The organism is Microbulbifer pacificus (assembly GCF_002959965.1).
Taxonomy (GTDB): Bacteria; Pseudomonadota; Gammaproteobacteria; order Pseudomonadales; family Cellvibrionaceae; genus Microbulbifer; species Microbulbifer pacificus_A.
On the sequence record NZ_PREV01000027.1, the window covers coordinates 216,962 to 243,708 of the forward strand.

Sequence of the window (26,747 nt, forward strand, 5' to 3'; positions counted from 1 at the left end):
AGCTGAAAGCCCTGGCCGAAGCCGGCGATATCTCGAGGGAACGCTATCAAGTCCGCTTTATGGAAAGCCGCCACCTGACCAACAGCGGCGCACCGGGCATGTTGGGTGCGCCCACGCGAGGTGTCAGCGGCAACGATGCCAAGTACTGGTCCACCAGTTTCGATCAGTTGGAGGATGCCGACACCAATGCGCGCCTGATTTCGGACAAGCTTGGCCTCGACTACGATCCTGACGCCGAGTACACATTGATCGTCATCGACACCGAAAAGGCCGCGCCTCTCACCGGTGTGAAAAGCGTGCCGGCCACCTTTGACAAGGTCAGCGGGTTTGCCAATCGGGAGTTGCCGAAGGAATTTCCCAAGCAGTTTACCGACAGGGTTATGACGCCCGAGTTTCAGGATCAGTATGGGTGGCACTATCAAGAGGCGGTGGATAAGGAATTTCTGGCGAACAAGTGGTCTACAAACATAGACAACTTTGAGGACTATCTGGATACCACCGATCTTTCTGAAACTGAGAAAAAATTACTGAAACAACGCATGCAAATGCAGGACAGGGTGGGCAACAACCAGTACTACGAGGGCAATGGTCTGACCCGGGACAAGATCGCCGGGTCCGGCAACCACTACGGCGCCGTGGAAACACTGACTTTGAGCGGAAACCGGTCAATCTGCAACAACTGGAAGAGGCCGGCGCTATTGCCTATGTCTCCAAGGGATTTTAAATGGAATGGTTTCAAAAACCGGAATACCCGGTACAAGAGCAACTGCCCAGAATCGAGCACCATGAACAGCTGCCGGAGGGCGCCGTGGAGCTGGCGAGAACAATCGACCCGAATGAGGGTGATACAGTTTTATTTGTGCGGCAGGGGGGGCACCTGAGTCTGTTGCGGGCTGTTAGCAGGCTAAGGATGGGAAAGATCCCCTATTACCGTTGTTCACAAGCGGATTTCCCCCTCGGGGTATTGCCTTGGTTCGCCGATGCCCTCACCGAGTTCCGCAAGCCACCGGTACAGGGCGGCCTGCACGCCGGCGCCATGACCAGCGCCGACGAGGACGTGGAAGGCGAGATGCTCTGCATTCAACGCTCTATGAATGCTGGTCGCGGTGTGGGCGGCTACGCAATCGTCAATCGCTCGAGAAGCGACCATGGCAAATTATGGAAGAACGATTATCACCCGCAGGAAATCACCTTCGCCGATAACTTCCTCTACGACGCCGGCTTGCTGGATCTGATCAAAGACTTGGGGGAAAAGTATCGCCGTGGCGAGCTGTAACGCCAGTGGAACAAAGCACCGATAGCGAAGCGAAACGAAAAATCGCGCAGGTGGTTGGAACTGACCCCAAGGCGATCACTAGGGAACTGTTCCTGCGCGCCACGTGATCTGGGAAGCCCCCGCCCTGCTAAGTGGGCTGAAACCCCTGGCCGAGACAGGCGATATCTCGAAGGAACGCCACCCAGTTCGCTCTATGGAAGCCGCCACCTGACCAACAGCGGAGCATGGGGCATACTGGGGGCGCCCATGTGAGGAGTCAGCGGCAACGGCGTCCATTGCCTGTCCACCAGCTTCAACTATCAGCCTTGCGGGCCCTCCGCCTTTTCTCTTTGCACGGATTGCTTGAACGCCTGTTAAGTTACCAAATTAACCGCATGGCCCGTTCGCTTTGGTTTTCCTTGTAGACGTTGTTGCGTAGATTGTGAGTTGCGACCTTGAAAATTCAACCAGAAACTCACTCTGTGAACTTCCGCTGCGGCGCCACATCGTGATCGGCAGTGATGCCGATTTCTTCCTTGGTGGTGTCCTTGATCACGGTGTGCTCTTCCTCTGCACCGTGCATCCAGTCCACCAGTTTCTCGCGCAGGAAGAACAGAATGATCCCGGCAAGGATCGCGGCGATGGCCACACCGCCGAAGGTGGCCAGTGGACCTGATTCGCCCACCAACTTGCCGATCTCCGCCGCGCCCTTGTTCGCGATACCGATAAACGCAAACCACAACCCCATCATTAAGCTCAGAAAGCGCAGCGGAGCGAGTTTCGTCACCATCGACAACCCGATCGGCGACAGACACAACTCACCAATGGTGTGGAAAATGTACGCCACCACCAGCCACCAGGGGCTCGCCTTCACCGTCTCCGAGTCGCCAATCTGCAGTGCCGCACCCACCATGGATACAAAACCCAGACCGAGGAAGATCAGTCCCATGGAAAACTTGGCCGGCGAAGTCGGCTCGCGGGAACCAAGCCCCACCCAGATGCTCGCCATGATCGGCGCCAGGATGATGATGAACAGCGGGTTGACCATCTGCAGCCAGCTGGCGGGAATCTCGAAGCCGAAAATATGCAGGTCGGTATTGTGCTTCGCAAACAGGTTCATCGAACCTGCGGCCTGTTCGAAGCCCGCCCAGAAAATCACCGTAAATACACCGAGGATCAGAATCACCTTGATACGATCGCGTTCTTCCGGGGTGAGCGGGCGTTTTTTGTCGGCAGCGAGATTTGCCTTCAGACCGACCTTGGCGGAGGGCTGTTTACCGATTTCGCCCAACAGCTTTTCCGACTTGGCCATCTGCAGCAGCAGACCCAGCAGCATGCCGAGGCCGGCTACGACAAACGCCAGCTGATAGTTGACCTTCTCGCCAATCCAGCCGATCACCAGGTAGCCGAGGATCGAGCCGATGTTGATCCCCATGTAGAAAATCGTAAACGCCGTATCCCGGCGCCGGTCGCCCTCGTCGTAGAGATCGCCCACCATGGTGGAAATGTTGGGCTTGAAGAAACCATTGCCGATAATCATCAGCCCCAGTCCCAGCCACAGCATATAGATCTCGGAGCCGTTTGGCAGCCAGCTGTGCGGGAAGCCGAGGGCAAATTGCCCGAGCATCATCAGCACACCGCCGAACATGATACAGCGCCGCTGCCCCCATACGTTGTCCGCCATCCAGCCGCCGATGATCGGCGTCAGGTACACCAGCATGGCGTAAGTACCGAGGTAGCTGAGAGCCTTGGATTGCAGTTCGGTGTCGGATAGCGCCTCCCAGCCGAACACCGCCGCCGTGGCTGCAGAGGTGAGGTAGAACACGAAGATCCCGCGCATGCCGTAGAAGCTGAGGCGCTCCCACATTTCGGTTCCGAACAGCAGGAACAACCCCTTGGGGTGCCCCATCATGTCGCCGGCGGCGGCTGGGGGTCTTGGTTTGAGATCTTGCATGGGTGTTCCTCGCACTGGCGAATACAGGCGGCCGTTGGCCTGCCTACGGTTCAGGCATTGGAAATTTGTCGCGCATCTGTAATGAAGCATAGGTTGTAATGCGCGCCGATGACCTGAGTATAGGTCAGCGATGACGCCAGCAAGTTTAGGAACAGATTTCTACACTCCCCAGCGGGTATAATCGCCGGTTTGCAGTATTTTCCCGGATTGTCAGTCACTCATGAGTCAAGATTCCGCCAGCCATCGCTCACCCTCTGCCCTGCAGCCCATCGAGCAGTTGTTGTCCCAATGCATGGGGCGCGATCGCTTTCGTCTACTGCGCACCCTGGGGAATGTACGTCGCCGCCTGAACGAGGGTAAACCTGCGGACCGGATGTTGAGGCAGCTGGAAGAGGAGGTTGCAAAATCGGTTGCTTTGGCGGAAGCACGCCGGCAGAAACTGCCCAACGTGGAGTGGCCGGAAGGTTTGCCGGTGGTGGCGCGGCGGGATGAGATTGCCGAACTGATTGCGGCGAACCAGGTGGTCGTGGTGGCGGGTGAAACCGGTTCCGGCAAGACCACCCAGCTGCCAAAAATCTGTCTGCAACTGGGCCGTGGCATCTTCGGTCAGATCGGCCACACGCAGCCGCGGCGGATCGCCGCGCGCACTGTCGCCAACCGCATTGCCGAAGAACTGGGCCAGCCACTGGGCGACTCTGTTGGCTACCAGGTGCGCTTTACTGATCAGAGTACCGAGCACACCCATGTAAAGCTGATGACCGACGGTATCCTGCTGGCGGAAATCCAGCGCGATCCGCTGCTCAGCAATTACGACACGCTGATCATCGACGAGGCCCACGAGCGCAGCCTCAATATCGACTTCCTGCTGGGCTACCTGAAAACCCTGCTGCCGAAGCGCCCGGATCTGAAACTGATCATTACCTCCGCCACCATCGATCTGGAAAAGTTCTCCAAACATTTTGATGATGCGCCGATCATCGAAGTTTCCGGCCGCACCTATCCGGTGGATATCCACTACCGCCCGCCGGCGGATAGCGACGCGGATCTGAACGAGCAGGTGATCGCCGCGGTGGAGGAGCTGTTGCAGGAAGAGAAAAACTCTCCGCGCCGCGGTGGCGATATTCTGGTATTCATGAGTGGCGAGCGCGAAATCCGTGAGTGCGCCAAGGCGTTGCGGGATGCACAGTTGCAGCACATCGACGTATTGCCGCTGTATGCGCGCCTCAGTCTCGCGGAGCAGAGCCGCGTGTTCGCTCCCCACAAAGGGCGCAGGATCGTACTGGCCACCAATGTCGCGGAAACGTCCATCACCGTGCCCGGTATCCGCTATGTAATCGACCCGGGCACCGCGCGTATCAGCCGCTACAGCTATCGCAGCAAGATTCAGCGCCTGCCGGTGGAGCCCATTTCCCAGGCGAGCGCCAACCAGCGTGCGGGGCGCTGCGGTCGTGTCAGTGCCGGTGTGTGTATTCGCCTGTACGAGGAGAGCGATTACCTGCAGCGCCCGGAATTTACCGACGCGGAAATTCTGCGCACCAATCTCGCCGCCGTGATTTTGCAGATGCTGCAACTGCGTATCGGCGATATCCGCGATTTCCCGTTTGTGGATCCGCCGGACCAGCGCTTGATCAATGACGGCTACAGCCTGCTGCAGGAACTGCAGGCGGTGGATGGCAAGGGGCAGGTCACGACACTCGGACGTGCGCTGTCGCGTCTGCCGCTGGACCCGCGTCTCGCGCGTATGTTGGTGGAATCAGGCTCTGTCGGCAGCCTGCGCGAACTGCTGATTATCGTCAGCGCGCTGGCGGTGCAGGACCCGCGTGAGCGCCCGGTGGAGAAACGCCAGGCTGCGGATGAAAAACACAAGCAGTGGGAACGTGAGCATTCGGACTTCCTCACGCTGGTGAACCTGTGGGATGGCTACGAAACCCAGCGTCAGGAACTGAGCGCGAGCCAGCTGCGCAAATGGTGTCAGAAAAATTATCTGAGCTGGCTGCGATTGCGGGAGTGGCGAGACATTCACCACCAGCTGCGCCTCGCCATTCGCGACCTCGATCTGAAAATGAACCGCGAGCCCGCGGACTACACCAGCGTACACAAAGCGATTCTGCCTGGACTGCTCGGCAATATTGGCGTTAAGGACGAAAACAGGGAATTTCTCGGCTGCCGTAATCGTCGTTTCCACATCTTCCCCGGTTCGGGGCAGTTCAAGAAACCACCCCACTGGGTGGTGGCCGCACAGTTGCTGGAAACCAGTCGTCTGTTCGCGCACACGGTCGCCAAAATTGAGCCCGAGTGGGTGCTGGGGTGTTCCGGGCATCTGGTCAAGCGCAATTATTTCGAGCCGCACTACAACCCGCGCTCCGGTGCGGTGATGGCGTTTGAGAAGGTGACGCTGTACGGACTGGTGCTGGTGGACAAACAGCGGATTCACTACGGCAAGCTCGACCCGGTTACCGCGCGTGAGGTGTTTATCCGCGAAGCGTTGGTGGAGCAGCGCTATCGCGGCAAGGGTAAATTTTTCCAGCACTACAAGGATCTGCTGGCGGAGCTCGAGGATCTCGAAGCCAAATCCCGTCGCCGCGACATCGTGGTCGATGACGAAGTGGTATTCCGCTTTTTCGACGAGCGCCTGCCGGCCGATATCGTCAACCTCGCCGGGTTCGATAAATGGCGCAAACAGGCGGAGCAAAACGATCCGCGGCTGCTGTTTATTCCCCGTGAACTGATGATGCAACAGGACGCCGGCCATGTGGGTGAAGCCCAGTTTCCGGATTCGCTCACCAGTGGCGGTATTGAATACCCGCTCGGCTATCACTTTGAGCCGGGCAGTGTGGATGACGGTGTGAGTATCCGTGTGCCCGTCGGTGCGCTGCACCAAGTACCCGCTGCGCGCCTGCAGTGGGTGGTGCCGGGTATCCTGCGTGACAAATGTATTGCGTTGGTAAAAAACCTGCCCAAGCAATATCGCAAACATTTTGTACCGGTCCCGGCGGCGGTGGACAAAGCACTGCCGCGCATGCAGGCGGGGAACACGCCGCTGTGGCAGGCACTCGGTCACGAACTCAAACGCCAGACGGCGCTGGAACTCCCGGAAGACGCGTGGAAAGCCGCCGAACAGGGGCTGGAGGATTTCTACCGTTTCAACATCCAGGTGCTGGATGAAAAGGGCCGGTTACTGGATCAGGCGCGAGATCTGGAAACCCTGCAGTTGCGCTACCGCGACCGGGTGCAGCAGGAAATTGCCAGTGCCGGTGATGATTTCGAGCGCACCGGTATCACCAGTTGGGATTTTGGCGACTTGCCGGAAACCCGCCAGCTGAGCCAGGGTGGACTCAAAGTGCGAGCCTACCCGGCTCTGATTGCAGGTAAAGAAAGTGTGGATCTCAAGTTGCTGGACAATCCGGAAGAGGCTCGGCGACTAACCCGCGCGGGTATTTGCCGCCTCGCCATCCTACACCTGCCGGAGCCGGTGAAATACCTGCGCAAAGAGTTGTTGAAGGGCAAGGAACTGGGCCTGAGCGCCGCAGACCTCGGCCGTCGCGAGGATGTTGCGGACGATATCCTGATGGCCGCGGTGCGCGAGTGTTTCTGGCCAGATGAACACTGGCCGCGCAGCGAAGCGGACTTCCTCAACGCACTGGAGAAACGCGAACAGCTGGTGGCGACAGCACAGGAAATCGGTGCACTGCTGGTACAGGCTCTGGCACAACTGGTGCCTCTGCGCAAGCAGATCAAGCAGCAGAAAAACCTGGCGGTAGCCATGGCTGTTGCGGATATCCATCGTCAGCTCGGAGGGCTTTTTTACCGCGGTTTCCTGTTCCACACGCCGCTGGAATGGCTGCGTCAGTACGGCCGTTACCTGAAGGGCATCGAACTGCGCCTGGAAAAGGCGGCCCTCGACGCCAACCGCGATCGCCGTCTTAGCGCCGAGTTTCAGGACGCGGAGGAGCCTTATCTGGCGGAAGCCGCCAAGAGTGCCCCGTTGCTACTGGCGGGTGATCCGGCGCTGGTCCAGTACCGCTGGATGTTGGAGGAATTTCGTGTGTCACTGTTTGCGCAGACTCTGAAAACGTTGACGCCAGTTTCCATCAAGCGCCTGCGCAAGTTGTGGGGCGAGCGGCAGGTGGCCTAACGCCTGGGGATCGCTTGCGCGATCTTGGGGAGTGGTTCACAGTTTTTGAATCAGATCCCGACTCCACTGAACCCGGCGCGTGAACCATTGGTCTGACTGAACACCCGATTCGTCTGCGGGAAACTATAATCCGGGGGCGGCGGATTGCGCGCCGCTCTGGAGTCGCTTATCCAGACCAACCCACTCAGACCTCAACAACAGGTCAACAGGAGATCGCCATGAACAAGAAGAGTCTGCCCCTGGCCGCTGCCGTAGGCGCGGCATTCGTTGCTTCCGCCACACTGAGTGTTTCCGCCTCAGCCAATCCCTTTACCGCCACCGAACTCTCCGCCGGCTACAACCTGAAAGTGGCGCAAGACGAAAAGCCACAAGAGGGAAAGTGTGGTGAGGGTAAGACAGACAAAGAGGGCAAGTGCGGGGAAGGTAAGAAAAAAGAGGGTAAATGCGGCGAAGGCAAATGCGGGGAAGGGAAAAAGGACGAAGGCAAGAAAAAAGAAGGTAAGTGCGGTGAGGGTAAATGTGGTGGCTGATGCCACCTGATTTTCCACGCCTCAGGCAATTCTCCAACCCGTTGGAGAGTTGCCGCGGCTGGCTCCCCGATTCCTCCATTGCGAGGCCGCCTCCGCACGCGCTCGATAAATTCTCAGAGGCCGTATGCCGAATAGTACGCGTGAGTATCCGGTAAACGGTGCGGGCCTTGGCCTGCGCCGCTCGATGATGGGAGAGGATCTTTCACTTGCACAGGTGGATTTCCTCGAGGTCGCGCCGGAGAACTGGATTGGTGTCGGTGGCCGCTATGGGCGCTGGCTACGGGAGTACACCGAGCGCTTCCCGTTCGTGATTCACGGTTTGTCCCTCTCCATTGGCTCGCCGGCACCACTGGATGAAGCGTTGCTGCTGTCCATCAAGGCATTTATGCGCGAGCACGATATCCGCTGTTACAGCGAGCACCTCAGCTATTGTTCGGACCACGGTCATCTCTACGACCTGCTGCCTATCCCCTTTACCGAAGAGGCCGCGCACTATGTGGCGGGGCGCATCCGACGGGCGCAGGACATTCTCGAACGGCGCATCGCCCTGGAGAATGTGTCCTACTATGCGGCACCGGGCCAGGAAATGCGCGAAGTGGAATTTCTGAATGCGGTGCTCGCGGAGGCCGACTGCGACCTGTTGCTCGACGTCAACAATATCTATGTGAACGCCATCAATCACCAGTATGACCCGCTGGAATTTCTCCACGCTTTGCCTGCGGAGCGTATCCGCTATGCCCATGTGGCCGGGCACTATGATGAGGCGGAGGATCTTAAAGTGGATACCCACGGCGCCCCGGTGATCGACCCGGTGTGGCAATTATTGCAACGCGCATACGAACACTTCGGGCCCATCCCGACGCTGCTGGAGCGGGATTTCAATATTCCGCCTTTACCGGAGCTGTGCCAGGAAGTCGCGCGTATTCGCGATTATCAATGTGCGGTAACGCAGTCCGGGAGCAATGCAGCAGTTGCGGAGGTATCTGGTGGCCGATAGCTCTGTATCCGGTACACGCCTTGGATTCAGTGTCGTGCAGCGCGAGTTTACTGCCCACCTGCGCCATCCGCTTGAACATCCGGCCCCCGCGTCCATCGAAGATCGCCGTACAGGTATCTATCGCGATCTGATCTACAACAACATCGAATCTTTTATTGCCAGCGGCTTCCCGGTTCTGCGCAGCATCCTCACCGATAACCACTGGCACAATATGGTGCGCGATTTTGTACACCGCCATACTTCCGCGAGCCCTTACTTCCTGCAAATCAGCGAGGAATTTCTGCACTACCTGCAGCGGGAGCGCGCTGAACATCCGGCGAGCGCGGATGACCCGCCCTTCATGCTCGAACTTGCCCACTACGAGTGGGTGGAGCTGGCGCTGGATGTGAGCAACGAGGAATTTCCTACGGGGTTGCCGCCGGAACCTGAGCGGGCGCAAATACTCGACAGGGTACCGGTAGTTTCTCCTTTGGCGTGGAGTCTCAGTTACCAGTTTCCGGTGCATCACCTCGGGCCGGATTGCCGGCCCTGTGAACCGCCGCCGTCTCCGACTTTCCTGGTGGTGTATCGCAATCGCGCCGATCGGGTGGGCTTTCTGGAGGCCAATGTCGCCACGGCGCATCTGTTGCGGCTGGCGCAGGCAGAGGGTGGGCCAAACACGGGGCGCCAATTGCTGTTGCAACTGGCGCAGGACCTGCAGCACCCGGAACCGGAACAGTTACTGGGCTTTGGTGTAGAGCTGCTGGAGAAACTGCACCGCCTGGATATCATCGCCGGATTCCGGCCCGCCTGACGCCGGTGCCGGAAACCACCGTGGGGCGTGACAGGCGCTTCTCTGCGATGGTGGGGGAGTGCTCAATCCCATTGACGAAAAGTGTCAGCTGCTATGCTGCCATAACGGCCAGTGCTAGAATCGCGTGCAAACGGAAACAAAGATCCTGGTTTGAACAATCGAATTCATCTTGCGAGGAGCAGGGATTTGCTTGAACGCACACATCTTATCATTCCACAGTCCTGGGCTGCCTGGACGCTAACGGCACTGTTGTCGGCGCCTCTGGCCATGGCGCAGGATGCGTCAGACCCATTTGCGGAACTGCCGGACGATAAACCCGCCACCACTCCCGCGGTAACCAATACCCCCGGCAAGGCCAGTCCTGATGCTGGCGGTAGCACGGTGCCCGCGGCGGAATCCCAACCCGAAAGCGATCCTTTTGCCGAGGGTGATACCCCCGCGGCCGGTGGCGCGACCGACGATTTCGCTTCCGAGCTGGAAGACGAATACGGCTTTGACCCGGCGGATGAATTTTCCAGCGCGGAGGAGCCGGCAGATCGCGATCCCTGGGAGGGGTTCAATCGCGCCATGTTCCGCTTTAACGATACCGCCGACCGCTGGTTCCTGAAGCCTGTGGCGATCAGCTACCGACAGATCACCCCAATCTTTATGCAGTCAGGGGTATCCAACTTCTTTTCCAATCTGCACGAGATCAACAACGTCCTGAACGACGTGTTGCAGTGGAAATGGGGACAGGCGGGCAATGATACCGGTCGTTTTCTGGTAAACAGTACGGTCGGTATTGGTGGCCTGTTCGACGTGGCCCAGCACATGGGGCTTGAGCCCAACGATGGAGAAGACTTCGGCCAGACACTGGCGGTGTGGGGCGTTTCCTCTGGTCCCTACGTGGTGCTGCCGATGCTGGGGCCATCCACTGTGCGGGATTTTCCTGGTGAAGTGGTGCAGTGGTACACCAACCCGCTCACCTATGTGGACAAGAACTCCATTGAATACACCCTGAAAATGGTCGATGTCATTCAGACCCGTGCCAGCCTGTTACAGGCCGAGTCACTGCTTCAGGGCGACCGGTATGTCCTGCTGCGCGATGCCTATCTGCAGCGCCGCGAGTTCCTGATCAACGATGGCGAACAGGAAGACGATTTCGGCGGCGATCTGGATGAATACGATTTCTGATGCTCACGCCGAGCAGCCGGCCTCCACAGCGGTGGAGACCGGCCGTCGTACCCTGCTATTGAGTGACCCGGGCCAGCCGTCCTATGACTTGATGTGCACCACGCTCGCGCGACTTGGCTACACCGTGATCCAGGAAGAAAGCGGTGTCGATGCCATCGGCCACTTCTCTCCCGATAAATATGAACTCGTTATCACCGACCTGCACCTGCCTGATATGGGCGGGCTGGAAGTGCTGCGCAAGATCAAGCGCCTGTCGCCGGATACGCCGGTCGTGGTACTGGCTTGCGACAGCGAGGTCAACGATGTGGTACAGGCCCTGCGTCTGGGGGCCAGTGACTATCTGCTCAAACCCCTTACCGACGAAGGCGTAATTGAGCATGCGGTGACGCGGATCGCCGAGGCGCGGGAACTGGCCGCGGAAAACCGCGAATATCGCCAGCAGCTCGAGGCGCGCAACCGCGAGCTGCACGAACACATCGAGCTGTTGCAACGGGACCACGAGGCGGGTCGCCAGTTGCAGCAGCATCTGCTGCCTCGCACCCCCTATCGCTATCCCGCCGGCATCGAGGCCGCATTCCGTCTGCTGCCTTCGTTGTACCTCAGTGGCGACTTTGTCGACTATGGATTGTTCGGTGAGCGTTTCGTGGCGTTCTATCTGGTGGACGTTTCCGGTCACGGTGTGTCATCGGCACTGGTTACGGCACTGATCAAGCACAGCATCATGCACCTGTTGCGGGAGCGCGCGCTGTTCAGCCAGCTCAATAACATCGATCAGGACATCGCCAGTGTCCTGGAGATGATCAACCGCGAGCTGATTTCCGCCGGGCTCGACAAGCACGCCAGTATGTTCGTCGGTGTAGTGGACAGCCGGGCGCGTCAGTTGCACTACGCGGTGGCGGGACAGGTACCCATGCCCGCACTGGTCACCAGCGACGGCGCCCAATGGCTTACGGGTAAGGGAAGGCCGCTGGGGCTGTTCCAGTGCGGTGAATGGGAAGTGCGCCACTGCAGCCTTCCCGCCAGCTGGCGCCTGGTCGCCTGTTCCGATGGGGTACTGGAACTGCTTACCGGTGATCTGTTGCGAAAAGAGGAGAAGCTGCTGCAGATGATCGACCACAGTCGCGGTGATCTCGACAGCCTGTGCGCGGCGCTCAAGGTCGATACCGCCGAATCCTTTCCCGACGATATTACGATCCTGACCCTGCGTCAGGACAATCCCTGAGACCGGCAGACTGCTGCCCGGCCCGATTCTTGCGTCTTTTTCCCCGGCGTTTGCCAGCTGTCGTTCACGGTGGGTTCATCGGAACTGTCTGAGACTGGGAGGGTAGGCGGGATTTTTGGGTGTCGCCGGAGGAATCGGGGCTACAAAGTCCGGACTGTCCAGTCAAACCTGTTAACCCGTTCACACTGGTCTTGTCAGCGCTGGTGGGCAGGAGTAAGCTCCGCCCACTTCATGGTCAATCGGCGTACGGTTTTTCATCCGCGTCGCGGACCTGAGTTGCACAAGGAACTGTGCCGCGGTTGAAGCCGCAAATTCTCCATCTCGTACTCCGACCCGGGAACAGGGCGGGGCGCGTTTGAGGTTACTATGCAGTCCGGGCAGATAATGGTTGGTGACCACCAGGGCATTTATGTCGTCAAACTGGTGGGAGATGTGCGCCTCAATCTTTGTACATCGTTCGATAACTATATCGGCAAGATGTTTTCCCACGACGATTTTCGCGGCGTGGTGTTCGACATGCACGACACCCAGGGTGTCGACAGCACCACACTGGGCCTGATGGCAAAAATCGCCATTCGCAGCGCCGAGCACAAGGGTGGTAAACCCCTGGTTCTGTGCGAAGAGCGCGGTTTACTGCACCTGCTGGATTCCATGGGTTTTGACGATCTGATGGACATTTCCAGCGATGCGGAGAATGACGCCTACCAGGTCGAGCCCGCCCCCCTCAAGTGCAATGCCCCTGATGAACACAGTGCCCGGGAAATGGTGCTGGAAGCCCATCGCGTGTTGATGAGTCTCAACGAAAAGAATGAAAACACCTTTCGCGATCTGGTAAATGTTCTGGAAAGTGAGCAGGGCACTCACGACCGCAAATCTGTAGTCAGTCACTGAACAAATATTGACGCCGACTCAACCGATGCCATCGCCGTCTCTGGCCTCGGCGCGGGCGCGGGTAAACAGTCCGTGGGGCAGGTAAATCAGCTCCGCCACTCGCCGTATCAGGTGCTCCTCAAAGGCGTCGACCTCGCCATCCGCGAAAGCCACCTGCCACATCTGCTTTACCAGCAGGTACTTGTCCCGCTCACTGAAATTGTCGTTAACCGTCTGGGTAAATTCGTACAGAGACGTGGCTTCGTTGCGTTCCACCAGCGCGCGCTCCACCAGTTTTTCGGCGGCTTCGCTGTCCAGTCGATAGTGCTCCATTAGCAGGCGCACCAGCGCTTTTCTTTCGCGTGCATCCACCTTCTGATCCGCGGTGGCTATCTCCACCATCAGCGCTGCACTGATCATGCGCACGTCTTTTTCGGGGCGCACTTCCACGCTGTCTCCGCGGCCGATCTGCTCGAACAGCTTGCGTATCTGCTGCAGCATGGTTGTGCCCCCTGTTTGGCTGAATGGACGAAGCGAGTCGTTTTGAGCGTCTTATTGCGCTTCGCGCAATAATTTTTCCAGCCTCAGCTGGTCCGCCACGAAATTGCGGATGCCTTCCGCCAGCTTTTCCGTCGCCATGGCGTCCGCGTTCAGCTGATAACGGAATTCGGCCTCGCTGAGCGGTGCTGCGGGCTGGGGCTGGCTGGCAATATTGCTGTCGAGTCCGGAGGCCAGTGGGCTCTCGTCGTCCTGGAGCTCCTGTAACAGCTGCGGGCTGATGGTGAGCTTGTCACAGCCGGCCAGCGCTTCGATTTCACCGGTATTGCGGAAGCTGGCCCCCATAACAATGGTGGGGTAGCCGCGGGACTTGTAGTACTCATAGATACTGGTGACCGACAGCACACCGGGGTCATCCTGTGCAGTGTAGTCGTCACGTCCGGTACTGGCCTTGTACCAGTCGAGGATGCGACCCACAAAGGGGGAAATCAGGGTGACACCGGCCTCCGCGCAGGCCACCGCCTGGCACTGGCTGAACAGCAGGGTCAGATTGCAGTGGATACCTTCGCGTTCCAGTACCGAGGCTGCGGTAATACCCTCCCAGGTGGAGGCGAGCTTGATCAGCACGCGCTCGCGTTCGATGCCGGCTTCCTCGTACATGGCGATCAGTTTGCGCGCGTATTCGATGCTGGCGCGAGTATCAAAAGACAGGCGCGCATCCACCTCCGTAGACACCACCCCGGGCACAATCTGCAGGATCTCCCGGCCGATGACGACCGCGAGCTTCATGGAGGCATCGACGATCACATCGCCACCGCGCTGTTCCGCCCAGCGCAGGGAATCCACCAGATATTGCTGGTACTGCGGCAACTGCGCCGCCTTGTACAGGAGGGAGGGGTTTGTGGTGGCGTCCTGCGGTTGGTAGCGACGGATGGCTTCAATATCGCCCGTGTCGGCAACCACCAGGCTGCGCTGCTTGAGTTGTTCCAGTTTGTTCATCTTCCCCTCACTTCCACATTGTTGTTCCGATTGTTCTCAGGCGGCATCCGTGACCAGCGACAACGCCTGCTCCAGTATTTCCGGGCCCGCGCCTGCAGTGTGCGCGTGCTCGCTCAGGTGCCGGCGGAAGCGGCGGGCCCCGGGCACCCCCTGGAACAGCCCCATCATGTGCCGGGTGATGTGATTGAGCCGCTGGCCTTTGCCGAGTTCGCGTTCGATGTACGGCAGCATAGCGCGAATGACCTCTGCGGGGCCTGGCCCCGGTGCGCCGCCGAACAGTTCCGCATCCACTTCCGAGAGAATATGCGGCGTCTGGTACGCCGCGCGTCCGAGCATAACACCGTCGAGCTGTTGTAAATGCCGCCGGCACTCTTCGATGGAGTTGATGCCGCCATTCAGTACGATTTCAAGGTCCGGGTAATCCTGCTTTAGCTGGTACACCATTTCGTACCTGAGCGGCGGCACCTCGCGGTTTTCCTTCGGGCTCAGGCCGTTCAGCCAGGCCTTGCGCGCATGTACGATAAATGTGGTGATCCCGGTGCGAGCCTGGGCTTCCACGAAGCGCGTCAGTCCCGGGTAATCCTCCATATCGTCGATACCGATACGGTGCTTCACCGTTACCGGGATTGAGACCGCACTTTTCATCGCGCCCAGGCATTCCGCAACCAGATCGGGCTCCGCCATCAGGCAGGCGCCAAAACGACCCTTCTGGACCCGGTCGCTGGGACAGCCGCAGTTGAGATTCACTTCGCTGTAGCCCCACTGCTCGGCGATTTCCGCACAGCGCGCCAGATCCTCCGGGTCGCTGCCACCGAGCTGCAGTGCCAGTGGTTGCTCCGCGGCATCGAAATCCAGGTGGCTCTCGCGGTCGCCAAACAGAATGGCCCCAGTGGTAACCATTTCCGTATAGAGCAGGGCGTTTTCGCTCAGGAGGCGCCAGAAATAGCGACAGTGGCGGTCACTCCAATCCATCAGCGGCGCAGTGCAAAAGCGGTGCGACACCGCGGTGGCCGTGCCGGCAGTTTTGGGCGTGTCGAAATGGGATGTGGGTGACGTGGGAGGCATAAATCAGCGATCAGGCGGTAAAACTGCGCGCATTATAACAACATAAGTGGATGCGACCGCGGTACCTCCCGCTGATTTCAACCGGGGATCAGAGATTGCGCTCCTTGGCATCGACCTGCGCGCTCGCGGTATGGGCACTGGTGGCAGGTGACCAGTGGTCTGTGGCGGCCAGATGGGGGTGAAGCTTCCGCAGCACGCTGCGTGCAGTGGCACGGTAACTGGTGAGCTTGCCACCTGCTACGGCCACAATACGCGGTTGCCTGTCGTCGTCACAGCAGATCATGGTTTCCCGGCTGCGGGAGAAGGGATTGGTGCTCGCGTGGGGCAGAACCCGCAGTCCGGCGAAACTGTCAGACAGCTCATTGAGCTGTAGCGGGCGGGTTTCGGGGAAATACTGCTTCAGGGTGCGCAGCAGGTACGCTTTCTCTTCCAGCGTTGGCGTCACTTCGGAGGGATCACCGTAATAGGGGCGTTCGGTAGTGCCCACCAGCGTCTCCCCCTGCCAGGGCATTACGAATACCGCGCGACCATCCTCGGCTTCCACATAGAAAATTTTGTTGGCGAGTTTCAGTGGCACCTGTATATGAGTGCCCGCCACCAACTCCAGTGGCGGCAGCTTCGCCCTGGGGGTGCACTTGCTGTTGGTGTCCTCAATCCAGGGGCCAGAGCAGTTTACGAGCATGCGGCAGTGCAAGGTGTTGAGTTTGCCCTGGTGAAAATAATCTACCCGCACGCACCTGTCCGTCACTTCCGCGCCCACCAGGCTGGCGGGGCAGATCAGCTCCGCACCACCGCGCAGGGCGGTGCGGATCACCTCATGGGTCAGCGCAGCGTCGTCGGTCTGTGCGTCGTAATACTGGTAGACCGCCAGCAGGTCGTCGCTGTTCAGGCCACAGAGCGCTTCATAATCCTGCACACTGATGGCGCGGAAACGCGATTGTGGGGAAAACAATCCGGCCAGCAGGGCGTAAAGACTAAGGCCAAGCCGGATTTTCCAGGGAGCTCGGCGGCTGTGGCGATAGACCGGAATCAGAAACGGCACCATATGCACCAGGTCCGGTTTGTGTGTCAGCAGCCATTTGCGTTCTTTCAGGCACTCATACACCAGGGAGAACTGGCCGCTCTCAAGGTAACGCAGTCCGCCGTGAATCAGTTTGGAGGAACGGGACGATGTGCCGAAGGCAACCGACTCCTGCTCGAGTATCGCCACACGGTGGCCGGCCGCGGTAAGAGCCTCCGCCACTCCGGCACCCTGAATGCCGGCTCCGACAACGAGAACGTCATATTCCATAGACATTGCTGGCCTCCCGGGAACGCATCAGCAGTGGCAGATTCCCAGTAAGAATATGGTGCGCTCCACGGTGGCGCCAGTGCACCGCGCCCTGCGCGGTATTGATCTCGTGCACCACCCATTGCCAGGGACCCGGAGGCAGTTCCTGGCAGTCCACGGTTGTGTGGTTGATAAACAGATAATCCGGTGCGAGCGTCACTACGTCCGCCGACAGGCAGCGGGCGACGCTTGGTACCCGCAGTGCCACCAGGTCAAAACCCTGGCTGCGAGCCAGACGCAGGCTGCGCAAGTCACTGGTCAGCAACACGAAGTTGTCGACCGAACCGTGAATTTCATCCCGCAGCCGGCGGATCGCTTCCTCGGCGCCAAGCATCTGCAAAGTTTCTGTACTCAGCTCGACAAACCATTCCAGGTGACGATGCCGGTGTGCCCAATCCACCAGCTGCCGAAACGTATTGAGGGGCAGGGTGCGCAGATCCCGGTCTTTCAGCCTGTGCAGTGGCGCGGAGATTCCCGCAGGGGAAAACTCCAGCGCCTCACCGCCACAGCACCATGGTGTGTGGTCCTGGCTGAACTGTACCTCCGTGGCAATTGCACAGGCGCCAAGACCATGGGCCGCCTCGAAGGCCGCCAGAGTATTTTCGGGATGGTGGATCTTGTCGCCTGAATGCGCAATCAACATCTATGTGGCTTCCTGCCAGGTTGGCATTATTTTGGGGGGAGGTGGGGAGATACCGCGAAATCTCTAATTGAAAAATAGTTGGTGTGTGGCGGCTTGCAAGGAGGTGGTGGCGTGAAAGCAAACTCGGAATCCACGGCTGTGGATACCGCCTAAGACTGGCGCGCTATGCTGAATGGATAGGAAATACTGTGTTAGAGGTAAGGTAGTTGGCACAGGTGACTACATTCAATGTTTTTTTGTATTGTTTCGTGTGCGAAAGACGGCGGCAGATCGTCCACTACATCGCGTCGGCATTGATGTGCCTGAGTCTTTCGACTTTATGTGCCGCCGAACAAAGTGATCAGCAATCGATAGATCACTTGTCCAGGGCCACGGCATCCATCCGGATTACCCTGACTCTTCCGCCAAAAGCACATTTGGTAACAACCACTGATTCCGGTATGGAACTTTGTGTGAATCGGATGCCGGCAAGTCAGGTGCTTGTGACCTGGCTGTCAGAGCGCAACAACGAGCCTTCTGCATCCGGGCTGATGTTGGCGAGCCGGGCCGGCAGCAACTCTGTCCAGGGGTGTATCGGTATCAACGAACTTATACATCCCGGAATGCACTCGGGAGCGCTACTGATAGCAGCGCAATAACAGTAAGTAACTAAACGTTGAGGGAAACGACATCCGGCTAGTTGCTAATCCCTCAAGCACGCTTAAAATGGCGTCAGCACATTCATTGACGCTGTGACTTGATTATGAAGCACTTACTTGCCGTGGCGCTGCTAATACTGGCACAGCCCGTGTCTGCCGCGATGTCGTTGGACAAGATCATTCTCTACCTGACAGACCAGCCAAATTCCCGCGAAGATATCGTAATAACCAATCCCGACGCGGAAGTGCTCTATCTGCAAACGGAGATCTATCGAGTGGATAATCCGGGGATGCCGGATGAAAAGCGGGTGCGAGTTGTCGACCCCAAAGAGTTCCAATTGTTGGTAAGCCCTTCCAAAGCAGTGATTCCACCAGGTGAGCAAAAGCGTTTCCGGTTGATGTCACTTGAGCGAGGGCTGCAGCGCGAAAAAATTTATCGGGTTACATTTAAGCCTGTTGTCGGGGATTTGAAAACGGATAAAACCGCCCTGAAAATTCTTGTGGCTTATCAGGCGCTGATATTTGTTCAGCCGAAATCCGGGCATTTTGATCTGTCTCTGGAGGAATCTTTACCTGGTGAATTGGTCGTTGCAAACCACGGCAATATCAATGCGGAAGTTATCGGGATTCAATACTGCAAACGTGAAGGTCAGTGTGCACAATTGGCGCAAAGGGGCCGAATTTATAGCGGCGCAACGCTGAAATTAGAAGGAGATTTCTCCGCTGGAGGATACATTGAGCTTGTCGCCAAAGGCGCCAGAGAGTCGGAGAAAATCAAGCTGGAAATATAAACGCCGATGATGTTGCTTTAGTTCATCTCCACGGTCAGTGTTAGCGTATCAACATACTGATAATCCAGTGGGGCGGTAAGGTTTGCTGATGGTATGGTCAGCGTCAAACGCATGTTTTCATCACTGTATCCGGTGCAGTCGATGGAGGAGTGTCCCTTCCAATCCTTTTTCGTGAAAACGCCCTCTGTCATTTTGGTATTCTTCTTGGGGGGGATTTCACTTTGAATGTTAATTTCATACGCAATGGTATCGCTGGTGGAAACCCCTCCCAAAAGGAACGCACCGTTTCCATGTGCGCTGTCGGCCTTCAATCTGAAATCGGTGGCGGCGGTGGTGTACACGCAAAAATGCTGTTGCGCCACAATGTCCGCTATGGGATTTGGCATCTGCAGGACCATGTCCTCAAGTCCGCTGATACGAATACTGGCACCCACTATCAATGCTACATCCATTGTCAGGGGAGGGTTCAATTCTGTCCGGTTTCCCGACGCCGTTGAGCCCTTACAGATAATCGGGTTGTTCGGGTTGTTCGCATCGCCCCACGGGTTGCACTGATACAAGTAGAACTGCAGTGTCCCCCGGTAGATTCCGGGTGCTGGGGTAGTGGTCGTATCGGGGGTAACGGAGAAATAGACCGGTGTTTGTTGGCCATTGGCTGCGCCGGCGAAACGTGTACTGGTGACTTGGCCGGGTGTAATCGTTGTGGCTGTTGCCGATGGGTGATGGAACTTCAATGTCACCGACACATTACCACCTGGGCCACTTAACAGGAATTTCTGCCCTTGTGCCGGTCCGGTAACCTCGATGGTGTAATCGCGGGAGTTGGTGCAGTATGCGGTAGACCACTGGTTTCCCTCCCAGTCCGCCCAGCAGCTGCGGATACTGAATGGAACAGTCAGGTCTCCGCCGTAAACCACTGCCTGTTCGGAATCGTCGAGTCCACAAATGCCGAGCGCTTTCTCCGGAATCGGCATTATCCCTGAGCCATCGCCGCAAGGATCCTGGTTGGAAGACTGAGCACTTGCAGTGCCCGATATCAACACCACCGCAATCATCGCAAAAAAGCCCAGAATCCTGCCATGGGGAATACCGACATTACTGGCGCGCATAGCTGTCCCCTCTATCCGGGCATTGCGCCTGCGCCAGGTCGACGACCCCGATATTGATCCAATCGTCGGAGGCTGTCTGTTCCGGAATATCCACATGACAGTCGCCCCACTGCACAGGTGGCACCCGAAGAGCTTGCGGCGCGCCGTGAATTTCAATCTGGAATACGCCAAAGTCATCGGTGATGGCTGAGTACTCGCCGATAGATATTTTGGTATTGCGTACTGGCTTGTCTCCGTTCATCAATCGACCGAGTACGACGATCAGGGTCTGAACCTGATATCCGGTGGTAGCAACATTGCCCGGATACAGGGTAATGGTTTCACGGGATTCCCGGTAGTCATAAAAACCACCGGCGAGGGGGCGCAGCGAGAGCTCATAGGTACGGAACGATGGCAGGCTGATAACCGACCGGGTTCCTCCTTTCGCATATCCCCTGCGGGCACCATCGACCAAGACTTCAAAGTCCTGTCCTTCTGAGCCGCTGATATCCACGACTACCGCACTGGTTTGAGTGCGTTCGCCCCCCCAAGAAAAGGTTTCTCCCGATGCCATCAGGGACGTGCTGAAGCTGCCCAGGTAATTCGTAGTGCGTAAGTTCGACTCTTGATTATTGCGATAGGCCAGCGTTGATGTGACAAAACCTCGCCGGCCGGCGACCCTTGTCTGACTGCCGAGGAAATAGTCATTTTCAGCGGCTTCTACAGAGAACTGTTGCGATACATCGTATGCCCACAGGCCGCGGTCATTCCAACTGCTATTCAGGCCGGCCCGGGCAACGCCATTGCCATCGCCGTCGCGGTCATAGCGCAAAGCGCTGCCGCTGCTCCAGTGGTCGCCACGGAATCGAAACTGGAAGCTCAGCGCGGTTAGTTGTTGTTCTCCCGAGGCAATGCTGTGGGAGAGACTGACATCCCCATACCAGAAACGACTGCGAAGAATACTCCGCTGAAACTCGAACGTAGTCAGCTTTTCTGCGCTACCGTAATTGTCATCTAGCTGTATGTCGGGTGAGCCCAATTGCCGCTGGTGATCACTTTCACTGTGGCGAACGGCTGCGCGTCCACCGAATATTGCGCTGCTTACGGTCAGGCTGCGGTTGAACGCATCGCCATTGAGGATGCCGAAGGATACCGAATCACCAGATACTTCTTCACGGGAGCCGGTGATTCTCGTTTCACTGGCACCCAGGTCGAAATAGGGAGTATGTAATTGTGCCAGCACCCGGTAGCCCCGACTGCCAGTACTGCCGTAAATAACACTGGGTGAAAATTCGAAGTGCTCTTGCATCCAGCGCGTGCCCACTTCGAGAACCTGTTCGGAATCCGTAGAAGCGGCTGTGGTAAAGATACCCGCATTATCCGTTACCCGGCGCGCGACACTGCTCTTCAGGTAATAGGTATCTGCATGGTCGGGAAGTGTGTTGTTTGGCGAGTTGCTTGCAGGCTTGCCCGCAAGAAGTTCCCAGCTCCATTCGCCGGCGGGAGGGAGTAGTGCGTCTTTGGCAAAAAACTGGGTAAATCGATTCAGCGGACGGCCGCTTTCGTCGAATGTAAGCACCTCCACATCATATGCTCCGCCCGGCAGGTTACTGGTATCCAGAAGTTGGTTGCCGGCCTCGACGAGGCTGCTGTATATCAGACGATTGTCACGATGAATTTCAACCCGCCCACGGGTGGGCATATTGATTTCCAGTGGTGTGCCTTCACGGTAGAAATTGTCCACCCGGCTATTGTTCGAGCTGCGATATTCCATCCCGTAGAGATACGGTGAGGGAATAAAACTACTGAAATAACTTTCGGGTTGCAGCAACCCGATTGAATAGGCTTTGCCTTGGTAATCACGGCTCCAGTGCATTTCATGGACGAAGGGTTGGCCCTCATCAGTGAAAGACCACTGGCTGTGCAGCCCGCTTTCGCCGAAGCTCAGGATGGATGTACCGAACAGTGAAGCACTCTGGCTTGAGGCCCCTATATTGGAGTCCACTCCGGACCAGGCGCCAGTCAGATTCTGGATAAAGGAGAATTCGCTGGTGGCATCGGCCAGATACGGCGAGGTAATCGCCGCCTGCTTGGGCAACAAATCCGCTGCGATAAAAATATCCACACGGAAACGGCTATCGTCGTAGATCACGCCGACGGTTTCGGGGGACAGATAGCCACAATCGAGCTGGCTCTTGAGGCGGCAGACTTTATCGGAATTGCGCGATTGCACTCTTCCAAGCGCCGATAACACGGTGCTTGGTTGCAGCGTTTCCGGTAGCAGGCTGAGAACGGCTTCGGCATTTATGAACTGAATGGTATGCAGGTCCACGCTGATTTGCGCGGTGCCCACGGGCCGGCCGCCGAAATAGAGATCGGCAACAATATTTTCGGGCTCGGCCAGGCTTTCAAACCCGGCTGGGGCCGACGTTTCGAGCGTAAAGGCGGTAGCAGTGGCCCAGCTCGCGTGGGAAAAAATTCCGCACACAATCAAGCAGACGACGCTTAATGAGCTGAGCTTCATCTTTTTTGCTGGCTAACGAAACTGGGCAGTCAAGCCCGCCCAGTTCATCGCGTTCAGTGCAAAATGATTAGGGAGCTGGCGCAACGGTGATGGTCAGCACGTCCTGGAACGTTGAATCGCTGACGTCTGCCCAGTCACTCGGATCCACCTCGATATACAGTTGCGCATTAGTGCTGGTCGGAGCAGCACCGGTGCAATCGCTGATGGTGTTTACACGGTCATAGGCGTCGGCAATGCTTCCGTCGGTGCTCTCGGTGCCAGAGGCTGCGGAAATGTTGTCGATAAACTCGACGGTGTAAGGGATGGTCTCAGTGGTAAAACTGGTACCCGCCAGCAGGAAAGGTGTTGTCGCACTCGGGGTTCCGACTTTCGCGCTGCCATTAGCACTGCCGAATTCGATCTCGTACTGGTCGAAACCAAAACCGCCAATACAGATCTGCTGGCCGTCGCGCGTTACCGTGGAAGAAAGGTCGACGTCTTCCAGGCCGCCAATGATAATTTGCGGTGTCAGCAACAATTCAATGTCGATAGTACCGGTAGAAGCAGTGTCTCCCGCGGTGCCCTGAGTGGCGGCAATGGAAGCTGAGGAGAGTGCAACCATAGTGGCGGTTGCCAGGGCAGCGAAACTCGTTTTCATGTTGAATTCCCTAATTACCTGAGAGTGTTTGTTGTTCTGGGGTGCTCATTATATGAGCCGTTCACTGGTGTCGAATACAGCAACTTGACGTTTATTTCCCCAAATTACTCGACATTTCCCCGATCATACCGTTTTTGTGACTTTGGTCACGGATTTTTTTGAAAATCCCGAAGAATTTTCCCCGTTAGTCCTTTGGGGCTATTTATACAGGTTGAGGTTGTCGTAAAACTCCTCGTTTGACACCCACTGGGCGCTCCCCGGTCGCGGCGATATAATGCCGCGCCTTAATCCCTCGTCTTCTATTCGACTATCCAGTATCAGGTTTCCAATGACCGTCAGAACCCGTATTGCTCCTTCGCCCACCGGCGACCCCCACGTAGGTACCGCTTACATCGCCCTGTTCAACCAGTGCTTTGCACAGGCCCAGGGTGGCCAGTTCATCCTGCGGATTGAAGATACCGACCAGGTGCGCAGCACGCCGGAATCCGAGCAGGCGATTCTCGACAGTCTGCGCTGGCTCGGGCTCGACTGGGCGGAGGGCCCCGATGTGGGGGGGCCTCACGGTCCATATCGCCAGAGCGAACGCGGCGATATATATAAGAAGCACTGTGACGAGCTAGTGGCCCGGGGCCACGCCTTCCACTGCTACCGCACCGCGGAAGAGCTGGAGCAGCTGCGCGCGCAATTACAGGAAGCGGGCCGGGTAACCCTCAAGCCCAGCGATCTCGCGCTGCCGGCGGAAGAAGTGGAAAGGCGCAAGGCGGCGGGGGAGCCCTATGTTGTGCGTATGAACGTACCGGAATCCGGTACCTGTGTGATCGACGACCTGCTGCGAGGCACCATCGAGATCGACTGGGCCCAGGTTGATGCCCAGGTGTTGCTCAAATCCGATGGCATGCCCACCTACCACCTGGCCAATGTGGTGGACGACCACCTGATGGAGATCACCCACGTCCTGCGCGGCGAGGAGTGGATCAACTCCGCCCCCAAACACAAGCTGTTGTATGAATACTTTGGCTGGGAGATGCCGGTGCTGTGCCACCTGCCGCTGCTGCGCAATCCGGACAAGACCAAGTTGTCCAAGCGCAAGAACCCCACGTCCATCCTTTATTACCAGCGCGCCGGGTATATGCCCGAGGCCCTGCTGAACTATCTCGGCCGCATGGGTTGGTCCATGCCCGATGAGCGCGAGAAGTTCACGCTGGACGAGATGCGCGCGCAATTCGACATCCAGCGCGTGTCTCTTGGCGGTCCGGTGTTCGATGTGGAAAAACTGAGCTGGCTCAACGGCCTCTGGATCCGGGAGCTGGAAGACACACAGCTGGCAGACCGCCTGCAGAAGTGGCTGCTCAACCGCGACAACCTGATGAAGGTGCTGCCTCACGCCAAGGGTCGAATGGAGACCTTTGGTGACTTCGCCCCCCTGGTTGGTTTCCTTGCCGCCGGCAAGCTGGATCTGAGCGAAGCGAGCTTCGCCAATGGCAGCAAGATGGAGCTGGAAGAGCAAAAGCGAGTACTGCAGTTCGCCCTTTGGCGGCTGGAAGCCCTGCGGAGCTGGAGCAAAGACCATATCTTTGCGGCCATGAAAGAACTCTCCACCCAGATGGGCGTCAAGCTGAAGGATTTTAACGCGCCCCTGTTCGTCGCCATCAGTGGAACCACAGCCTCTTTCTCGGTCATGGATGCGATGGACCTGCTGGGCCCCGACCTCAGTCGGGCGCGCCTGCGTCAGGCCATTGACGTGCTGGGCGGCGCCGGCAAGAAGGTGCTGAAGCGCTGGGAGAAGGAGTACGCCTCCCTCTGATCTGGGGGCTGCGGGTGACGGAAACCGGTGGTCAGCTAACTATTTGATTAAAAAGTTATTTTTCTTGTTGACACGGGCGAGTGCATTGTTAAAATGCGCCCGCTTTCGAGGGAAACGCACCCCGAAAACACCCAAATTTGGGGCTATAGCTCAGCTGGGAGAGCGCAACACTGGCAGTGTTGAGGTCAGCGGTTCGATCCCGCTTAGCTCCACCAAATTAAAAAGGCCGCATTCGAAAGAGTGCGGCCTTTTTTGGTTTGGTTCAGCCGGGGACGCAACTTTCTATTGGGCATCGAATGCATACACCGCGCAGATTGCGTAAAGGAATCATTCTGGCCGGTGGCTCTGGCACCCGGCTGTACCCTCTTACCAGGGGGTTGAGCAAGCAGCTTATGGCGGTGTACGACAAGCCCATGATCTACTACCCGCTTACCACGCTAATGATGGCTGGGATTCGGGATATCCTGATTATTACCACGCCGGATGATCAAGTACTGTTCCAGCGGCTGCTGGATGATGGCAGCCAGTGGGGGATCAACCTCTCCTATGCGGTGCAACCTTCTCCAGGCGGGCTCGCACAAGCCTTCATTATTGGCCGGGACCATATCGGTAGTCATCCAAGCGCCCTGGTGCTGGGGGACAACATTTTCTACGCGGAGCGTTTCAGCGAAATTCTCAACGTTGCCCACAAGCGCAGCGAGGGCGCGACGGTGTTTGGCTACCGTGTCGCCAATCCTGGTGCCTATGGCGTGGCGGAGTTCGACAGCGACGGCACAGTGATCGATATTGAGGAGAAACCGGCAGAGCCGAAGTCCAACTACGCTATCACAGGCCTCTATTTCTACGACAATCAGGTGTGTGATCTGGTGAGGCAGCTCAGGCCCAGCCTGCGTGGCGAGCTGGAAATTACGGACCTGAATCGCATGTATCTGAGCATGGGGCAGCTCAACCTTGAGTTGATGGGGCGCGGTTCTGCCTGGCTGGATACCGGTACTCACGACAATCTGCTGGAGGCCGCCCAGTTCGTGCAGGCCATCGAGCGTCGGCAGGGGCTAAAAATTGCCTGTCCCGAAGAGGTCGCGTTCCGCAAAGGCTTTATTGATGCGGAAATACTGGAAAAGCAGGCCCAGCCTCTGATGAAAAGTGGCTATGGCGAATATCTTATGCAGCTAATTGCCGAGTCGCGCCGCGATCATCGCTTCACCCGCTGAATTGTGTGCATGAAAGTAATAGCAACCAGCATCCCGGATGTAAAAATCATCGAACCCCAAATCATCGGCGATGAGCGTGGCTTCTTCCTGGAAACGTTCCGCCATGAGTTTTTCAATCGCGAATGTGCCGAGCGTACTTTTGTGCAAGACAACCATAGTCGGTCAGGTCGGGGCACCCTTCGCGGCCTGCATTACCAAACTGATAAAGCCCAGGGTAAATTGGTTCGGGTCATCGCCGGGGAAGTGTTTGACGTAGCCGTAGACTTGCGAAAACGTTCCCCCACCTTTGGCCAATGGGTGGGAGTCCGTCTGAGTGCAGACAACAGGCGTCAACTCTGGGTGCCGGAGGGCTTCGCTCACGGCTTCTATGTCACCAGCGAGTACGCCGAATACGTATACAAGTGCACGGACTACTACGCCCCAGAGTGTGAACACGCCCTGTTTTGGAATGATCCGGACATCGGGATCGACTGGCCCCTTATAAATGATGAGCCTCCGAGGCTCTCCACCAAGGACGCCGCGGGCAAACTCTTTCGTGAAGCGGTAGTCTTCCGCTAAACCACTCGTGGGGGTTCGCCTGCCGGTGAACC

22 protein-coding genes and 1 tRNA gene are annotated in these 26,747 nt (G+C 57.6%); 14 read left to right on the top strand and 9 right to left on the bottom strand.

From position 1 onward, the window contains the following. Positions 1 to 59 precede the first annotated feature (59 nt). Positions 60 to 881: a hypothetical protein gene (locus C3938_RS18085; protein ID WP_199775590.1), complete on the top strand. Its 822-nt coding sequence runs from the start codon at positions 60 to 62 to the stop codon at positions 879 to 881. A 29-nt stretch (positions 882 to 910) separates the two neighbouring features. Then, on the top strand, positions 911 to 1,276 hold the full coding sequence (locus tag C3938_RS11740) for a hypothetical protein (RefSeq protein WP_199775591.1): 366 nt from the start codon (positions 911 to 913) through the stop codon (positions 1,274 to 1,276). Between the two features lie 454 nt (positions 1,277 to 1,730). Here the strand turns inward: C3938_RS11740 and C3938_RS11745 are convergent, their stop codons facing one another. Continuing rightward, positions 1,731 to 3,209, bottom strand: coding sequence for a peptide MFS transporter (locus tag C3938_RS11745; protein WP_233998850.1), 1,479 nt, complete (start codon positions 3,207 to 3,209; stop codon positions 1,731 to 1,733). A gap of 220 nt (positions 3,210 to 3,429) precedes the next feature. Here C3938_RS11745 and hrpA point away from each other — a divergent pair, with 220 nt between their 5' ends. The 7 genes from hrpA to C3938_RS11780 all read left to right on the top strand — a co-directional run bounded on the left by hrpA (position 3,430) and on the right by C3938_RS11780 (position 12,950). After that, positions 3,430 to 7,344 carry an ATP-dependent RNA helicase HrpA gene (gene hrpA / locus C3938_RS11750; RefSeq protein ID WP_105103490.1) on the top strand — a complete coding sequence of 1,305 codons (3,915 nt, stop codon included), beginning with the start codon at positions 3,430 to 3,432 and terminating at the stop codon, positions 7,342 to 7,344. 218 nt (positions 7,345 to 7,562) lie between these two features. Continuing rightward, a complete protein-coding gene (locus C3938_RS11755; protein ID WP_105103491.1) occupies positions 7,563 to 7,874 on the top strand; it encodes a hypothetical protein in 312 nt (103 codons plus the stop codon). Positions 7,875 to 7,998: 124 nt separating this feature from the next. Next, complete coding sequence (locus C3938_RS11760; protein ID WP_105103492.1) at positions 7,999 to 8,871, top strand: DUF692 domain-containing protein; 873 nt, start codon at positions 7,999 to 8,001, stop codon at positions 8,869 to 8,871. Then, on the top strand, positions 8,861 to 9,664 hold the full coding sequence (locus C3938_RS11765) for a DNA-binding domain-containing protein (protein WP_233998851.1): 804 nt from the start codon (positions 8,861 to 8,863) through the stop codon (positions 9,662 to 9,664). Before C3938_RS11760 ends, C3938_RS11765 begins: the two co-directional genes overlap by 11 nt. Before the next feature lie 186 nt (positions 9,665 to 9,850). Continuing rightward, positions 9,851 to 10,837 (top strand): VacJ family lipoprotein, encoded by a 987-nt coding sequence (locus C3938_RS11770; protein ID WP_233998852.1) that lies wholly within the window; start codon positions 9,851 to 9,853, stop codon positions 10,835 to 10,837. Then, positions 10,821 to 12,059: a PP2C family protein-serine/threonine phosphatase gene (locus C3938_RS11775; protein WP_233998853.1), complete on the top strand. Its 1,239-nt coding sequence runs from the start codon at positions 10,821 to 10,823 to the stop codon at positions 12,057 to 12,059. Before C3938_RS11770 ends, C3938_RS11775 begins: the two co-directional genes overlap by 17 nt. A 384-nt stretch (positions 12,060 to 12,443) precedes the next feature. After that, on the top strand, positions 12,444 to 12,950 hold the full coding sequence (locus tag C3938_RS11780) for an STAS domain-containing protein (protein WP_233998854.1): 507 nt from the start codon (positions 12,444 to 12,446) through the stop codon (positions 12,948 to 12,950). Between the two features lie 18 nt (positions 12,951 to 12,968). On the opposite strand, the gene C3938_RS11785 is transcribed toward C3938_RS11780, so the two are convergent. The 5 genes from C3938_RS11785 to C3938_RS11805 all read right to left on the bottom strand — a co-directional run bounded on the left by C3938_RS11785 (position 12,969) and on the right by C3938_RS11805 (position 17,464). Beyond that, the gene (locus tag C3938_RS11785; protein ID WP_105103496.1) at positions 12,969 to 13,430 is read right to left on the bottom strand and encodes a TerB family tellurite resistance protein; all 462 of its coding nucleotides are present in this window, start codon (positions 13,428 to 13,430) and stop codon (positions 12,969 to 12,971) included. Positions 13,431 to 13,481: 51 nt separating this feature from the next. Beyond that, the gene (gene tal, locus C3938_RS11790) at positions 13,482 to 14,426 is read right to left on the bottom strand and encodes a transaldolase (RefSeq protein WP_105103497.1); all 945 of its coding nucleotides are present in this window, start codon (positions 14,424 to 14,426) and stop codon (positions 13,482 to 13,484) included. A gap of 36 nt (positions 14,427 to 14,462) precedes the next feature. After that, positions 14,463 to 15,491 carry a tRNA dihydrouridine(20/20a) synthase DusA gene (gene dusA / locus C3938_RS11795; protein WP_105103498.1) on the bottom strand — a complete coding sequence of 343 codons (1,029 nt, stop codon included), beginning with the start codon at positions 15,489 to 15,491 and terminating at the stop codon, positions 14,463 to 14,465. 88 nt (positions 15,492 to 15,579) lie between these two features. Further along, positions 15,580 to 16,788: a glycerol-3-phosphate dehydrogenase/oxidase gene (locus tag C3938_RS11800; protein ID WP_105103499.1), complete on the bottom strand. Its 1,209-nt coding sequence runs from the start codon at positions 16,786 to 16,788 to the stop codon at positions 15,580 to 15,582. Then, a complete protein-coding gene (locus tag C3938_RS11805; RefSeq protein ID WP_105103500.1) occupies positions 16,772 to 17,464 on the bottom strand; it encodes a glycerophosphodiester phosphodiesterase family protein in 693 nt (230 codons plus the stop codon). The genes C3938_RS11800 and C3938_RS11805 overlap by 17 nt, the downstream gene beginning before the upstream one ends. A gap of 742 nt (positions 17,465 to 18,206) precedes the next feature. Here C3938_RS11805 and C3938_RS11810 point away from each other — a divergent pair. Beyond that, positions 18,207 to 18,893 carry a fimbria/pilus periplasmic chaperone gene (locus tag C3938_RS11810; RefSeq protein ID WP_105103501.1) on the top strand — a complete coding sequence of 229 codons (687 nt, stop codon included), beginning with the start codon at positions 18,207 to 18,209 and terminating at the stop codon, positions 18,891 to 18,893. 17 nt (positions 18,894 to 18,910) lie between these two features. On the opposite strand, the gene C3938_RS11815 is transcribed toward C3938_RS11810, so the two are convergent. The 3 genes from C3938_RS11815 to C3938_RS11825 all read right to left on the bottom strand — a co-directional run bounded on the left by C3938_RS11815 (position 18,911) and on the right by C3938_RS11825 (position 23,142). Further along, positions 18,911 to 20,002: a hypothetical protein gene (locus C3938_RS11815; protein ID WP_105103502.1), complete on the bottom strand. Its 1,092-nt coding sequence runs from the start codon at positions 20,000 to 20,002 to the stop codon at positions 18,911 to 18,913. After that, positions 19,989 to 22,505, bottom strand: coding sequence for a TcfC E-set like domain-containing protein (locus C3938_RS11820; protein WP_233998856.1), 2,517 nt, complete (start codon positions 22,503 to 22,505; stop codon positions 19,989 to 19,991). Before C3938_RS11820 ends, C3938_RS11815 begins: the two co-directional genes overlap by 14 nt. Before the next feature lie 67 nt (positions 22,506 to 22,572). Further along, positions 22,573 to 23,142: a hypothetical protein gene (locus C3938_RS11825; protein ID WP_105103503.1), complete on the bottom strand. Its 570-nt coding sequence runs from the start codon at positions 23,140 to 23,142 to the stop codon at positions 22,573 to 22,575. 328 nt (positions 23,143 to 23,470) lie between these two features. Between C3938_RS11825 and gltX the strand changes: the two genes are divergently transcribed. The 4 genes from gltX to rfbC all read left to right on the top strand — a co-directional run bounded on the left by gltX (position 23,471) and on the right by rfbC (position 26,715). Beyond that, positions 23,471 to 24,946 carry a glutamate--tRNA ligase gene (gene gltX / locus C3938_RS11830; RefSeq protein ID WP_105103504.1) on the top strand — a complete coding sequence of 492 codons (1,476 nt, stop codon included), beginning with the start codon at positions 23,471 to 23,473 and terminating at the stop codon, positions 24,944 to 24,946. 139 nt (positions 24,947 to 25,085) lie between these two features. Next, positions 25,086 to 25,161 (top strand) — tRNA-Ala (locus C3938_RS11835). Between the two features lie 81 nt (positions 25,162 to 25,242). Next, positions 25,243 to 26,157, top strand: a complete 915-nt coding sequence (rfbA, locus tag C3938_RS11840) for a glucose-1-phosphate thymidylyltransferase RfbA (protein ID WP_105103505.1) — start codon at positions 25,243 to 25,245, stop codon at positions 26,155 to 26,157. Positions 26,158 to 26,166: 9 nt separating this feature from the next. Continuing rightward, a complete protein-coding gene (gene rfbC / locus C3938_RS11845; protein WP_105103506.1) occupies positions 26,167 to 26,715 on the top strand; it encodes a dTDP-4-dehydrorhamnose 3,5-epimerase in 549 nt (182 codons plus the stop codon). Positions 26,716 to 26,747 lie beyond the last annotated feature (32 nt).

Bases quoted from the DNA above. Each gene is read 5' to 3' on its own strand.
- hrpA (WP_105103490.1), top strand. From the start codon at position 3,430: ATGAGTCAAGATTCCGCCAGCCATCGCTCACCCTCTGCCCTGCAGCCC.
- C3938_RS11785 (WP_105103496.1), bottom strand. From the start codon at position 13,430: ATGCTGCAGCAGATACGCAAGCTGTTCGAGCAGATCGGCCGCGGAGAC.
- C3938_RS11755 (WP_105103491.1), top strand. From the start codon at position 7,563: ATGAACAAGAAGAGTCTGCCCCTGGCCGCTGCCGTAGGCGCGGCATTC.
- C3938_RS11820 (WP_233998856.1), bottom strand. From the start codon at position 22,505: ATGAAGCTCAGCTCATTAAGCGTCGTCTGCTTGATTGTGTGCGGAATT.
- C3938_RS11810 (WP_105103501.1), top strand. From the start codon at position 18,207: ATGAAGCACTTACTTGCCGTGGCGCTGCTAATACTGGCACAGCCCGTG.
- C3938_RS11740 (WP_199775591.1), top strand. From the start codon at position 911: ATGGGAAAGATCCCCTATTACCGTTGTTCACAAGCGGATTTCCCCCTC.
- tal (WP_105103497.1), bottom strand. From the start codon at position 14,426: ATGAACAAACTGGAACAACTCAAGCAGCGCAGCCTGGTGGTTGCCGAC.
- rfbC (WP_105103506.1), top strand. From the start codon at position 26,167: ATGAAAGTAATAGCAACCAGCATCCCGGATGTAAAAATCATCGAACCC.
- C3938_RS11780 (WP_233998854.1), top strand. From the start codon at position 12,444: ATGGTTGGTGACCACCAGGGCATTTATGTCGTCAAACTGGTGGGAGAT.
- C3938_RS11745 (WP_233998850.1), bottom strand. From the start codon at position 3,209: ATGCAAGATCTCAAACCAAGACCCCCAGCCGCCGCCGGCGACATGATG.
- C3938_RS11825 (WP_105103503.1), bottom strand. From the start codon at position 23,142: ATGAAAACGAGTTTCGCTGCCCTGGCAACCGCCACTATGGTTGCACTC.
- C3938_RS11815 (WP_105103502.1), bottom strand. From the start codon at position 20,002: ATGCGCGCCAGTAATGTCGGTATTCCCCATGGCAGGATTCTGGGCTTT.
- C3938_RS18085 (WP_199775590.1), top strand. From the start codon at position 60: ATGGAAAGCCGCCACCTGACCAACAGCGGCGCACCGGGCATGTTGGGT.
- C3938_RS11775 (WP_233998853.1), top strand. From the start codon at position 10,821: ATGAATACGATTTCTGATGCTCACGCCGAGCAGCCGGCCTCCACAGCG.
- C3938_RS11800 (WP_105103499.1), bottom strand. From the start codon at position 16,788: ATGTCTATGGAATATGACGTTCTCGTTGTCGGAGCCGGCATTCAGGGT.
- C3938_RS11760 (WP_105103492.1), top strand. From the start codon at position 7,999: ATGCCGAATAGTACGCGTGAGTATCCGGTAAACGGTGCGGGCCTTGGC.
- C3938_RS11805 (WP_105103500.1), bottom strand. From the start codon at position 17,464: ATGTTGATTGCGCATTCAGGCGACAAGATCCACCATCCCGAAAATACT.
- gltX (WP_105103504.1), top strand. From the start codon at position 23,471: ATGACCGTCAGAACCCGTATTGCTCCTTCGCCCACCGGCGACCCCCAC.
- rfbA (WP_105103505.1), top strand. From the start codon at position 25,243: ATGCATACACCGCGCAGATTGCGTAAAGGAATCATTCTGGCCGGTGGC.
- dusA (WP_105103498.1), bottom strand. From the start codon at position 15,491: ATGCCTCCCACGTCACCCACATCCCATTTCGACACGCCCAAAACTGCC.